General features: G+C 59.2%; 13 protein-coding genes. 7 read left to right on the forward strand and 6 right to left on the reverse strand.

What is annotated here, in order from left to right; genetic code table 11:
• The first annotated feature begins 139 nt into the window (after window positions 1-139).
• From KDW55_RS28985 to KDW55_RS28995, 3 genes are all read left to right on the forward strand, one after another.
• Complete coding sequence (locus KDW55_RS28985; protein ID WP_349252615.1) at window positions 140-1,417, forward strand: replicative DNA helicase; 1,278 nt, start codon at window positions 140-142, stop codon at window positions 1,415-1,417.
• Between the two features lie 146 nt (window positions 1,418-1,563).
• Complete coding sequence (locus KDW55_RS28990) at window positions 1,564-2,070, forward strand: hypothetical protein (protein WP_212160298.1); 507 nt, start codon at window positions 1,564-1,566, stop codon at window positions 2,068-2,070.
• 71 nt (window positions 2,071-2,141) lie between these two features.
• The gene (locus KDW55_RS28995) at window positions 2,142-2,732 is read left to right on the forward strand and encodes a hypothetical protein (protein ID WP_212160317.1); all 591 of its coding nucleotides are present in this window, start codon (window positions 2,142-2,144) and stop codon (window positions 2,730-2,732) included.
• A gap of 477 nt (window positions 2,733-3,209) precedes the next feature.
• Here the strand turns inward: KDW55_RS28995 and KDW55_RS29005 are convergent, their stop codons facing one another.
• Together KDW55_RS29005 and KDW55_RS29010 are read right to left on the reverse strand one after the other, a co-directional pair.
• Window positions 3,210-3,389 (reverse strand): hypothetical protein, encoded by a 180-nt coding sequence (locus KDW55_RS29005; protein ID WP_212160292.1) that lies wholly within the window; start codon window positions 3,387-3,389, stop codon window positions 3,210-3,212.
• A 517-nt stretch (window positions 3,390-3,906) separates the two neighbouring features.
• Window positions 3,907-4,293, reverse strand: coding sequence for a PH domain-containing protein (locus KDW55_RS29010; RefSeq protein WP_249173873.1), 387 nt, complete (start codon window positions 4,291-4,293; stop codon window positions 3,907-3,909).
• A gap of 394 nt (window positions 4,294-4,687) precedes the next feature.
• Here KDW55_RS29010 and KDW55_RS29015 point away from each other — a divergent pair, with 394 nt between their 5' ends.
• Both KDW55_RS29015 and KDW55_RS29020 read left to right on the forward strand, forming a co-directional pair.
• A complete protein-coding gene (locus tag KDW55_RS29015) occupies window positions 4,688-4,894 on the forward strand; it encodes a hypothetical protein (protein ID WP_212160290.1) in 207 nt (68 codons plus the stop codon).
• Window positions 4,895-5,305: 411 nt separating this feature from the next.
• Window positions 5,306-5,818 carry a DUF4760 domain-containing protein gene (locus KDW55_RS29020; RefSeq protein WP_212160288.1) on the forward strand — a complete coding sequence of 171 codons (513 nt, stop codon included), beginning with the start codon at window positions 5,306-5,308 and terminating at the stop codon, window positions 5,816-5,818.
• A 311-nt stretch (window positions 5,819-6,129) separates the two neighbouring features.
• Here KDW55_RS29020 and KDW55_RS29025 read toward each other — a convergent pair whose 3' ends face one another.
• Complete coding sequence (locus KDW55_RS29025; protein ID WP_212160287.1) at window positions 6,130-6,621, reverse strand: hypothetical protein; 492 nt, start codon at window positions 6,619-6,621, stop codon at window positions 6,130-6,132.
• A gap of 52 nt (window positions 6,622-6,673) precedes the next feature.
• Between KDW55_RS29025 and KDW55_RS29030 the strand changes: the two genes are divergently transcribed.
• On the forward strand, window positions 6,674-7,363 hold the full coding sequence (locus tag KDW55_RS29030; protein WP_212160285.1) for an SOS response-associated peptidase family protein: 690 nt from the start codon (window positions 6,674-6,676) through the stop codon (window positions 7,361-7,363).
• A 462-nt stretch (window positions 7,364-7,825) separates the two neighbouring features.
• Here KDW55_RS29030 and KDW55_RS29035 read toward each other — a convergent pair whose 3' ends face one another.
• From KDW55_RS29035 to KDW55_RS29570, 3 genes are all read right to left on the reverse strand, one after another.
• Window positions 7,826-8,104, reverse strand: coding sequence for a pyocin activator PrtN family protein (locus KDW55_RS29035; RefSeq protein ID WP_212160284.1), 279 nt, complete (start codon window positions 8,102-8,104; stop codon window positions 7,826-7,828).
• Window positions 8,105-8,151: 47 nt separating this feature from the next.
• The gene (locus KDW55_RS29040) at window positions 8,152-8,439 is read right to left on the reverse strand and encodes a DUF4224 domain-containing protein (RefSeq protein WP_349252614.1); all 288 of its coding nucleotides are present in this window, start codon (window positions 8,437-8,439) and stop codon (window positions 8,152-8,154) included.
• A 270-nt stretch (window positions 8,440-8,709) separates the two neighbouring features.
• On the reverse strand, window positions 8,710-9,240 hold the full coding sequence (locus tag KDW55_RS29570; protein ID WP_249173872.1) for an excisionase: 531 nt from the start codon (window positions 9,238-9,240) through the stop codon (window positions 8,710-8,712).
• Window positions 9,241-9,784: 544 nt separating this feature from the next.
• Between KDW55_RS29570 and KDW55_RS29060 the strand changes: the two genes are divergently transcribed.
• On the forward strand, window positions 9,785-11,341 hold the full coding sequence (locus KDW55_RS29060; protein WP_212198151.1) for a hypothetical protein: 1,557 nt from the start codon (window positions 9,785-9,787) through the stop codon (window positions 11,339-11,341).
• Window positions 11,342-11,427 lie beyond the last annotated feature (86 nt).

The following is an 11,427-nucleotide window of genomic DNA, read 5'->3' on the forward strand; positions in this document are numbered from 1 at the left end:
CAGAAAGAGAGCAGCAAAAGCAGCAGGCAGTGAGGAGTTATCCACACCGGAATAGATGTACTACGCTGTCTCGGGGTGGGTCAGATTTAGATGAAAACGGTGGGTCAAGATTCGGTGGAAATCAACAGACAACGATTCGATCGACCGGATCGGTGACCTGCGGACGGAACACTTCTATCGCGGCGACCACCGCGCGATCTTTGTCGAGATTGTCGACATGATCGCCAACGGCCAAGGGGCGGACATCGTCAGCTTGTTTGAGCGTCTGCGCGGTAAGGGGAAAGCGGACGACGTCGGTGGAATGCCGTACCTCAACGCACTCACGCAGAACGCGCCGAGCGCGGTCTCCATCGCGCGTAACGCCGGCATCGTGCGAGATCGGGCCCAGAAACGCGGACTGCTTGCTGCTGCTGCTGACATCCAGGAATCGGTCGGCGTGACGGCCGACGATGCGGCAACCCTCATAGATCGTGCCGCGACGCGGATCGAGGCGCTCGGCGAAGCGTCCGTGAAGAGCGAACCGAAGCTGGCGGCTGAGGGGCTATGCGCGCACATCAATGTGCTCGAGCGGCGGTCGAGCGGCGTTGAGCGGCGGATCTCGACGGGGTATGACGATCTCGACAAGGCGCTCAACGGTGGCCTTCGCCCCGGTTGGACGGTGATTTTGGCCGGGCGCCCCGGGATGGGTAAAACGGCGCTGTCGATGAACATCGGCACGAATATCGCCCGCGATCACGGGGTGCTGTACCTGTCGATGGAAATGCCGGAATCGGAACTGCACGACCGGAACATCGCGTCGCTCGGCAGCGTCCCTCTGTCGCAGGTCATGGAGGCGCCGGACGACAACGCCTTCTGGGATCGCGTGACGGTTGCTGCTACGAAGATCCGCGACCTGAAGCTGTACGTCGACGACCAGCCGTCCTTGCGCCTGCTAGACGTGCGCTCCAAAGCACGAATGGTCAAGCGCAAATCCGGTCTCGATGTCCTGATCGTCGACTACCTCCAACTCATGCAGGGCGAAGGCGTGAATCGCAACGCCGAGATCGAAGGCATCTCGCGTGGCCTGAAAGCGCTCGCCAAGGAGTTGAACGTAGCAGTGATCGCACTTGCCCAGCTCAACCGCCAGGTCGAGCAGCGCGCGAATCGCACCCCTCAGCTTTCCGATCTGCGCGACTCGGGATCGATCGAGCAGGACGCGGATGCCGTGCTGTTCATCCATCGCGAGGAAATTGCGAACCCGAACTGCGGCGCTCAATGGCACGGCTTCGCACAACTGCGACTTGCCAAGTTCCGTCACGGGCGCACGGGCGATGTCCCGCTCACGTACCGCGGCGAGTTCACTCGGTTCGAGAACCATGCCGGCGTCTGGCCGACTCAAAATGAGCCGGAGAAGCCGAGCCGCAAGGGGTTCCAATAATGCGCTCGACCTTGTGCAAGACCAAGGTGGTCGCGGTTCTTCGTCGGTTGGCTAGCGCGACTACGCGTTGCCGATCCGATATTTTCTCTGCGGGCCGGCGCGTTGCCGGCTCGGATTCAGTTCACTGCAAAACCAGCGGAGCACTCATGCTGAATGCCCTTACGCAACACCACACGAAAGCCGAGTCACAAGCCAGCAACGATTCGATGGCATCGATCGAGGCCGCAATTCAACAGCTGCATTGCGATCTAGACGGTGCCAAGGTACGCTGCGCCGCGGCGAAAGCTGCCGCTGACGCGCTGCGCGCAAACCTCGATGGAGCCGATCCGACGGCACTCCAGGCTGCGCTACTGGAAGAACGGGATGCAATCACGCATCTCGACGCGACGGAGACGAAACACAAGACGATTCCCGACTTGGAGCGAGCAATGCACGAGCAACTGCAGCGGTCTGCGACCGATTTATATCTGGCCGCTGTTCGTCGTTATGCCGCTGCGTGTGCTTGCCTGCCGGCGCTCTCCGAGGAGATCAAGAAGACGGCACTGGCCGCGGGCATTTTGCTGACACCGCTGAATTCTCCGCATCTGATCGGGCGCTCGATTCATATCGGTGGCGCTGTGGTGGATATCCCGCCCCAAACGGAAACGGTATGACTAAGGCCGTGCAGGAGAAGAAGGCGCCGCGCGGCAAGCAGAATATCTTGCGCGTCGACTGTGATCGAGGGATGAGCCCTAAGCAACGGCGTGCAACCATCGCTGGCAGCCCTATCATCCGTGGGGCAGAGACCGGGCGGAACTACGCCGGGCCGATGTTTGGCGCGGACCTCGATCTGACAGCCTACGCGGCCGAACTGCGGAAGCAGGCCGATGCGGTAGTTGCTGGCGACACGACATCGATCGAAACGATGTTGATGACGCAGGCGAACACGCTGGACATGATGTTCAACCACCTCGCGCGCAAGGCTTTCAATGCCGAGTACCTTAGCCAGGCGGATGTGCATCTCCGTCACGCCATGAAGGCCCAGGCTCAATGTCGGGCGACATTGGAGGCTCTGGCTGAGATCAAGAACCCGCGTGCGGTCGCTTTCGTGAAGCAGGCGAACATCGCGCACGGCCATCAACAGGTGAACAACGGAGCTGCGCCAGGCACCGTGGCGGACTCGCGTGCGCGCACGCAAGAAAGCGGAGCATCTCAATCGAACGAACTATTGGAGCACCATCATGGCGAACGGCTGGACATCCGAGCGGCGCGCACGGCAACGGGAGGCGATACGACGGTGGAGGCCGTGGGAGCGATCGACCGGGCCGAAAACTGATGAAGGAAAGGCGGTTGCAGCGCAGAATGCCTGGGTGCACGGTCAGCGCTCGGTCGAGTTTCTCGAGGAGCGCCGCCGCGTAGCTGACTTCCTCCGGGAATGCAGGGAACGGTTGCGGCGCGCCTAGCCTCGCGCCGCTCAGACTGCCGGCAAACCCTGGGCGGCCCACTGGGTCGTCAGGCATGTGATTACCCATGACCGGCGCCCAGTCGCATTCGCAGCGGCTACGGCGAGGCCTCTTACCCCGCCGGCGTCGAGCTCGATCGACTGTGAGAAGTACATAGCTGTCGGCAATTGATGCCGTGTTCCAGACTGGTCTTGAATCGAGCGGAAGAATCTCCTGGCCTCCATTTCCTCATGGAGCCGCTGGTAGTCGGCCTCCGTAGCATCGTGAAGCTCGACGCGTGTAATGAACCAATTCATCGTGGTCTCCTGTTATTGGATCGCGGATTTGCGGAACCTAGTCCTGGGCTAGCTTCATTTCGTCTGCGCGCCCCTCTGAACTATGGCCGCGACTTCGTGCGGAAGGGCCCCCAACCGGAGATTGCACAGTTCGGCGTGCAGCTTGATTGCCTCAATGAGCAGCTTGCTTTCGCCATTCGAGTTGGCGATAAGGTTGTCGAAGCGCTTCCAGATGTCTTGGATCTGCTGAGTCATGGCAACTCCTCGTGGCTGACGGAGCATTCATCGTAGTCAAAATGACTGACCAATAGCTTTCGTCGTGAAGGGAGAGCGCTAATTCCCGCGGGTCGGTCTCAACGCCACGCCGGCCTAAAATCGGTCACCAGCTGCTACAGAAAACTACAGATCCGACTACGTATTAATGCAAAGGTCGATGGGAATTAAGGCGAGCCCAATGCACGCGGCATCCGGGACGGACACAGTGCCGAGCGGATACGAGAACCTGAGAAAACCTGAGGTCGCGGCTTACCTTGCGGAGCGCCAACAAGCGCTGCAGGAACGCACCGAGATCACCCAGGAAATGGCGCAGAAGGACTACGGGGAGAGGGGGCAACTGATCCCAGCACGCGTAGCCCACGCTCAGAAATGCTCAGGTCGACGTCATTCGACGGCCGCCTAGAGAAACAACCCCATGAACGAGGCCGCACATGGCGAAGACATCCAGCGTCGGCTTCGCCGGTGGTCACCGGGAAAGCCGATTGTGCGGTCTGGCTTAAGTAGTGGCTTCTTGCTGTTGCAGGAAGCGTTTGCGAAATTCCATCGGGTCGGAGATGCCCGGGATCGGTGCCTGAGGATTGCCGGCGCCGGCCATCACGATAGACCCGAAGCCGAAGAGGCGCCCCAGGATGCCTTGATGGATCTGGATGCTTTCGATCTTGCGGATTCCGATTTCGACGGTGCTTCGCCGAATGAACCCAAATTTCGCGACGATCCTTTTGTTGGTGATGGCGAGCTCGGTGGACTTGTATTGGATGAAGACGTCGAGCCACAGGAGTAGGCCGATGCCGAACAACGGAAGCAGCAGCAGGCCCGCGACGATCTTCGGAGCAAGGTGCCAGAGGCTGAGCTGCCCTTGGTAGACGATCTGCTCCTCAGGCATGAGGTTTTTTTCTACGTATCTCGCCACGATTTCCCCGGAAGTGAATTTTCTGGTAACGGTGCCAGTTCTCAGATTTATCGGCACGCCCGGTCGCAACTTTAACCGATCGGGCGGTCCTGAATGGCCGGCACCCTCCAAGGTGGTAGTGGCCGATGTCGGGGCCAGAATGTGGACAACTTCCGGTGCCGCTGTTGCCTAAAAAATATGCAAAAGCCGGGCCGGCCCGTGCGCCGCATCGGGCTTGCGTCTCCCGGAATGCGGAGAAAAGTTGTCCACTCCTCGACATTTGATAATTCGACGTTATGTAAAATTGCGGAGAGAATTGGCTTGTTTATCCTCTTTAAGGGATGCGTGCTATGCTAGCGCCACGAACATCCTCGCGCGCGCAAGACACATGACTCCTGACGAGTTTCAGACCGCCCTTGACCAGTTAGGCTGGAAGCAGTCCGACTTCTGCCGCATGGCTGGCGTCGATAAGAACACGCCGAGCCGCTGGCTCAAGGGAACGACACCGATCCCCGGCTGGACTCCGCGGTTTCTGGGGATGGCGCTCGAGATCCGGCGGCTGGCAACTTTGATTGAGCCGCCGAAGCCTGCGTGACGGCCCAACGTCCGGCAGAGTCCGGTCGGCGGAAGATGATGCAGTGGTGGGGCGACTATCTGCAGAAGGCGGGGTTCCGTCGCGTGTCTGCTTGAGTCGCTGCGTAGTCTTGATGGGGGAAGGTCTGCGACCTTGCTGGCAGCGAGCGTGGGATCGTTGTGGGAGGGCGATTCGCCTCATCGTAGCCATGCTCTCAGAATTGCTAGAGGATTGACAGGAAGGGTTTCCCACATCTCTCTCCACAGGGTTATCCACATCACCTGTGGAAAATTTCTTGTACAATTCACTCAGCCAAGGCCGTGCCCTTGGCGAGAGCGCCAAGCATTCCCTGCATGTCGCTTCATTCCACCACCAAAATACCAAGGGGATTCAACGTGTTGACTCGCATGATGGAAGGCTGGGACGGCTGAAATGGAGTGTCAGCAGATCGCGAAGACGGTCGGCTGGCTTGGGGAAACTTGGGGCTTCTGGATCCAGACAGGAGCCTTTTTAATTTCTGCGCTTGCTGGCGTTGCTGTCATTTATTACAACGGTAAACAGGGTCGGACTAGGGCGCTAATTGACCTGATGATTCAGCAGAAGACAGACGCCGAGTTGCTCGCGGCTACATCGCTTGTCTTCAAGCTGCACCGCGAGAACGCCCAGTTTAGCAACTTCGTTCGGGCCGCTGAGCCGAGCCCGGAAAAGAGTGCAATCCTAAAAGTCTTGAACAACCACGAGTTCATCGCGCTCGGTATCCGTCAACGTGCCTTCGATGAGAAGATTTACAAACGGATGCAATGTTCTAACGTTCTGAAGGTCTGGGACTCAGCGCGCGGCTTCATCCACGAAGTCCGCAGAATCGAGGGGCGCGACACATTCTTCCAGGAGCTTGAACACTTGGCGGAGCGGTGGAAGAAGAAGCCCATCCAGCCCAAGAGTTGAGCTATGCCCCGCCCCGAGCGGGGCTTTTCACATCCAACGGGCTGCGCGATGATGACGTCGTTGCGTGACTCGGAGCGCTACATGCCCGCCATCACACTGCGTATCCCGCCAGAAGACGTCTTCGAATTCAACGACTACGTGTCTGCCTGGTCGACCACCAGCGGCATCGATCCCAAACTGGCAGTCGCCCATCAGATGCAGACGACGAATGAATCATCGCCAATTATGTACTCGGCGTTCGTCGACGAGCGCTTCTTCGAGCAATACCCGCGGTGGCGCCAGTTCTTGGAGCACAGACTTTCAGTCGGGCACTACCTCATTCCCGCACGCCTCATCTCCTCGCGCAGCAAATGCATCAAGCGGTGCAGCTGTCCCTGTGCGCCGGCGAGATCTCCCTTATTCGCTACGTTCTTGTTCGTGTAGTCGTACCATTCCTCGATGCGCTCGAGCGACTGCCTGAGCGCTCGGATCTCCAGGATGAGCCATCGCACCTGAAGGTCGGTGTACTGCCGCCATAGCGCGCGCAGCTCATCATCCGTCGGCGCGTCAAATTCCGGTACCGTCGGCCGAAGCTTAAACCGGGGATCCGTGAGGGGAACGCGGTTACGATCGATTCTGGTTGCCTCGATCGGCGTGCAGGCGCCAAGGAACGTCGCCCGCGGGTCCTCATTGATCCAGTGCTCAAATTCACGTTTGGTGAGCTCGATAGGGGTCCTCAGGCGGTTCTTGTCACCCTGAAACCCGTACTCCCAGATGTAGGCCCATTGCGGCTTGATCACGGCAGAAACACTGTATAAAAACACAGTGTATCGCGAGGTATGATGGGCTGGTCAAGAACGAAAGCAGGGGACGGCGATGTGCACGAATTACGTGGCACCGGGCGAAGACCCGGGACTGAGTGAGTTGCGCATCGACAGCTTCGTCGACCTGTATCGCTGGACGCCGTGGAAGCCCGAGATATACCAGGACTACGACGCGCCGATCGTCGCAAGCATCGACGGGGCATTCAAGCCGTTGATCGCCGGATTCGGGTTCTGGCCGCGCGCGCTGCAGAAGGCCAACGTCGAGAAGGCCAAGGAGCAAGGCAAAAAGCCGCCCATTATGCGCAGCACGATGAACGTGCGCGACGACAACCTTGGGAAATCGCCGCTGTACGCGCCAGCCTGGCGCGCTGGGCGCCGCTGCCTGATTCCTGCAAAGTGGATCTACGAGCCCAACTGGGAGACGGGCAAGCACGTGCGGTACCGTATCGGACTGGCCGGCTGGCGGCCGCTGTGCGTAGCTGGCATATGGCGCACGCTGCAGTACCCGGACGGCGTCGAGCGACACGCGATGGCGATGATCACCGTGAACGCCGACGAGCACCCGATCATGAAGCACATGCACCGGCCCGGCGACGAAAAGCGTTCGGTCGTGATCCTGCGACCGGAGGATTGGGAAGAGTGGCTGACGACGTCGAACGTCGAGGCGGCGCGCGCGATGCTCCAGTTGTATCCGGCTGAGGATATGCTGGCAGAACCCGCAACAACTCCTGAGGATCTGTAATGCCTAAGGTCGGAAACGGACGAGATGCAGCACACATTGCTCCGATATTTGGAGCCAATCGAACGGCTATCGATCCGAACGTTCTGAATGAGGCGCGCGGCCTGATCGACAATGCTGGGATGTCGAACTTTGTTCCGAAAGCTCCAGCCCCAGCTAGTAGTGGCGGTATCCTGGTTGCCATCGGCTTGATAGATGCGCCGAAGAGGAGCGCAGGTACTCCAAACTTCAACAAACCCGATCCTGACAGGCCAGGTGTGATTCGAAGCACGAGCATACTAGACGCGGTGAGAGGTGGTATTCCGTTGCCGCCATTGGCGCTGTACCGACAATCGCGAGAATCACGCTACGAATTGCTCGCGGGGTTTCATAGGTACCACTTGTTCGCAGCACTTGGGTATACGCATGTATACGCAGAGGTGACTGACCGGAAGCTCGATCAGTGATTTCATCGCGGCGAGTTGGCTACTCGGAAATCCACTTCGCTCCATGAGACCTCTCGTACTCCTTGACCGCGGCGGCGCGCTGCTTGTCGATGTAGGCTGCTAGGTCCATGATGTGGACGCCCTTAGCGGCCTTCTGTGACTGACTCATCCGCACCACCGGAAGTGCGATCTCGCCCGCTGCGATTTTCTGCAGCAGTTTCGGCAGAGTGAGCGGAGCGAAGTAATCCCTGCAGACTTCCTCGATTGGGACGACTGCGCGGGCGCCGTACTGCGCCATGAGTATGAAGACGGTGTTCATTTGAGGATCGATGGATGTGACGGCTTCTTTGACGATGGCCGAGCCGGTCACCGATCCGAGCTTTCGTTGGACGTCGAGTGCCGGAGCGCAGCAGGCAGATATTTGGTTTTCGGCCGCGGGGATGTCGAGCATCCAGTAATACTCGCTCGAGCGATAATCGGGCGGCCGCGCGCATTTACCCAAAACCGAATCCCGGAGGTGCGCAGCCAAGCGACCTGCAATTCATCTCGCGATTGCCCGCGCCGCCCGTTACGGATGCCGGTGAGTTCGCCGACTTCGTCGGCCGTGAGAAACAAATCACTCTTCGTGTCCATGTTGTAGATCCATCCGTTCATATGAGCGACTACCTTACTGCAGAGGAATTGGCCGATCTTGTCGGGTGCAGGCCCAATCAGCGCAGTGTCATGTCGTCATGGTTGACGAAGAACGCCTGGCCCTTTGTCGTCGATCGAAGCGGTCTGCCAAAGGTCTTGCGAGCATACCGCGATCGACGGCTGGGAATGAGAGTGGATGTGGTAGACGGTAGCTTGGAGTCGACCCCAAACCTCGATGCGTTTCGAGACCAGATACCGACGAGGCGAGCGCGCGCCCGCTCTAAATAGGGGTCAGCGCCCGTCGATCATTCGCTGAATTTCCTCTGCCACTGGGTCGACGTACCGCGCGTCCGGTCTGATGAAATATGATCGCCCGACCTTGACTGGAACGGGGCGGATCTTCCCGTTGGTGACCCAGTTGCGCAGCGTATGACGATGCGGCGCATGGGCGCCGAACGTTTCCATCGCCCACACCTGCAATGGGATCAGTTTCGGCTGCGGTTTCGAATCAGGGATTAGGGGCGCAGCGGTGCGATGGACTTCTCGCTCTCTCAGCGTACTTGGCGCGTGCGACTCTCTGTTCCGGACGTCGCGCATCACCCGCTCCGCCAGTGGCTGCTTGCGCCGCTCTTTGTTGTCGGCAAGCCAGCGTAGGTACTCGAGGACATGAAGCTCGAACTCGCCGTCTCCAACACAGCGGAAATGGCGATCACGCTGGATGCTTCCGTTTCGCATTTGGCTCTTGATTCTCGACACGTTGCGCTTAATCAGCGCCGCGGCTTCGTCGAGAGGAAGCCACCCGTCATTGGTCCGGCTCGACATTGGATTTCTCCATATTTGTGCGCTGATGAATCATGCAACTCGCGGGCCGGCGGCTGTTTGGCGGATCATCACTCCGCCCGGCATCTCAGTCCGACGCGCGAAGTAGCAGATTGCCCGTGCCTTACCCGCCAACTTATCCGCCAAGCGGGAAGGCCCCGCGTCAGCCCGATGCGAATCGATCCGTGAACCGATTGAAATCCGATCACCATTCAATTTCAAACGAAGGACAGACATGGTCACATTTAGGCTGAGAAACGCAACGAAACGATAGCAGACGCCACAACCGCTCAGCCCGCGCCTGCGATCGTGCGGAGCTGGAATTGATTCTGCAAACGCAAGCCGCGCCGCCGGATGTGCCTGATATCCAGGCATTACCCGACGACGCGCTGTTGAAGACGAGTAAAGTGGCGGCACTCTGTGATGTCAACTCGGCGACCATTCGACGGTGGGTTCACGAGAGCCGTTTCCCTGCGCCGGTGAGAGGTGAGGGGCATTGGCGGTTTCGAGTTGCCGACATCCGCACCCAATGCGGAGGTATGGCCTCGTGAGCACCAGACGCTTGAAGGATTTCCCTAGCGCGGCTCAGATCACCGCAACCGATGTCTTCTATGCGTCGCAGAACGGAATTGAAGTCGGGGCCACAGCGGCGCAAATCGCCGCGGCAATGTCCGGGAATGCGACGCGCGAGACTTTCACCGCCGGCCCGGTCTTCACTGGTTCCATCTCCGGCAATACGTTGACCGTTTCGGCAGTCGCCAGCGGCACGCTTGCCGTCGGCCAAACCGTCTTTGGCACAGGTGTCGCGAACGGCACCACGATTTCGGCTCTTGGTACCGGAACGGGCGGCACGGGCACGTACACGCTCAGTGGCGGCGCGCAGACCGTCGCCAGCGAATCGATGGGCGCTGCGAACTCGACGCAGTTCGCACCTGGCTTTTCATCAAGCATTACGCTTCAGGGAACGTATGGATCGATCAACAACTGCCTGATCCTGTTCGATTCGACCGTACAGACCGACTGCACTCTGGTCGGTCAGACGCTCGGCTTCAACCCGAACGTTCCTGCCGGCACGCAACAGGTCGTCGTCGCTGGCTGGCCGTCGCGCTCGATAGGCACGCCGGCCGCGCAATCGGTCACGGATGCCTCGATCGCTATCGGAACGCAGCTGAGCTCCGTCATGGCCGCGAACAAGGTCGCGCGCTATTTCGGCGTCGTCGGCAATGGTTCGCATGACGACACGAACGCGATCGTCAACATGCTGACCGAGCTCGGTCAGCAAGGCATCACCGGGATGGTCGACTTCGACATCCTGCGCCCGGTCATCTCGCAAAGCATCGTCCTGCCGCAAGGCATCTCGTTCGTCGGGCAGAACTGCAACCCGCAACAGGTCATTCCCGGCCAGAGCTACTACAGCCAAGGCGGGACGTTCATCCTGCAAAGCGGTGCGACGATTACGCTGGGGCGTGGCAGCACGCTGCAGCGTCTTGTTGTCATGCAAGGCGGCCTCCTCGCCGCACCGACGACGGATGCGCAATGCGCGACGCTGCTTTCGCAGATGACCGGCACGGGCATCGTGATGCCTAACGGTGACGCGATGTTGCGCGACGTGATGGTCCTGGGATTCAATCTGCCCATCAACGCCCAGCTGAACGATGCGACTGCAGGGCAAGGTCGCGTCATTATGCAGAACGTGAAAGTCGATGGCACCAACGGGGTTTTGTTGGGAGGTGCATATGATATCTGCACCCTCGATATGGTCGAGTGCTGGCCATTCCTGACGGCGCAAGTTCCTGGAGTCTCAAACCCCAACCTGATGCGTTCGGGAACGGCATTTAGTCTTAATACGGTTGATGACTGGTCAGAATTGATCAACTGTATGGCCTACGGCTATATTGCCGGAAATTACTATTTAAACGGCGTTTCGAACGTAGGGCTTTTCGGCTGTCGCTCAGATACGGCCAACAGCAACAATGTTGGTTTCGACATTGAAGGAGCGACAAATTACACCCACATGCACGGGTGTATGGTCAATGGTGCGACGAAGGCTGTCGAGATCAACACTGGAGTTGACCCTGTAATACCGGACACAGCCTCACACTAAGGTTGCTGAATCCATCGAGCGCCGGAACTCGCGAGGCGAGCGGTATTTCAGCGCGCTATGGGGATGCTTCTCGTTGTAATGCTCGA

This window comes from Burkholderia sp. AU19243 (assembly GCF_018148075.1).
GTDB classification, from domain to species: domain Bacteria; phylum Pseudomonadota; class Gammaproteobacteria; order Burkholderiales; family Burkholderiaceae; genus Burkholderia; species Burkholderia latens_A.

Excerpts from the sequence above, each read along its gene's own strand:
- KDW55_RS28990 (WP_212160298.1), top strand. The coding sequence starts at position 1,564 with ATGCTGAATGCCCTTACGCAACACCACACGAAAGCCGAGTCACAAGCC.
- KDW55_RS29015 (WP_212160290.1), top strand. The coding sequence starts at position 4,688 with ATGACTCCTGACGAGTTTCAGACCGCCCTTGACCAGTTAGGCTGGAAG.
- KDW55_RS29005 (WP_212160292.1), bottom strand. The coding sequence starts at position 3,389 with ATGACTCAGCAGATCCAAGACATCTGGAAGCGCTTCGACAACCTTATC.
- KDW55_RS29030 (WP_212160285.1), top strand. The coding sequence starts at position 6,674 with ATGTGCACGAATTACGTGGCACCGGGCGAAGACCCGGGACTGAGTGAG.
- KDW55_RS29035 (WP_212160284.1), bottom strand. The coding sequence starts at position 8,104 with ATGAACACCGTCTTCATACTCATGGCGCAGTACGGCGCCCGCGCAGTC.
- KDW55_RS29010 (WP_249173873.1), bottom strand. The coding sequence starts at position 4,293 with ATGCCTGAGGAGCAGATCGTCTACCAAGGGCAGCTCAGCCTCTGGCAC.
- KDW55_RS29570 (WP_249173872.1), bottom strand. The coding sequence starts at position 9,240 with ATGTCGAGCCGGACCAATGACGGGTGGCTTCCTCTCGACGAAGCCGCG.
- KDW55_RS28995 (WP_212160317.1), top strand. The coding sequence starts at position 2,142 with ATGAGCCCTAAGCAACGGCGTGCAACCATCGCTGGCAGCCCTATCATC.
- KDW55_RS29040 (WP_349252614.1), bottom strand. The coding sequence starts at position 8,439 with ATGAACGGATGGATCTACAACATGGACACGAAGAGTGATTTGTTTCTC.
- KDW55_RS29020 (WP_212160288.1), top strand. The coding sequence starts at position 5,306 with ATGGAGTGTCAGCAGATCGCGAAGACGGTCGGCTGGCTTGGGGAAACT.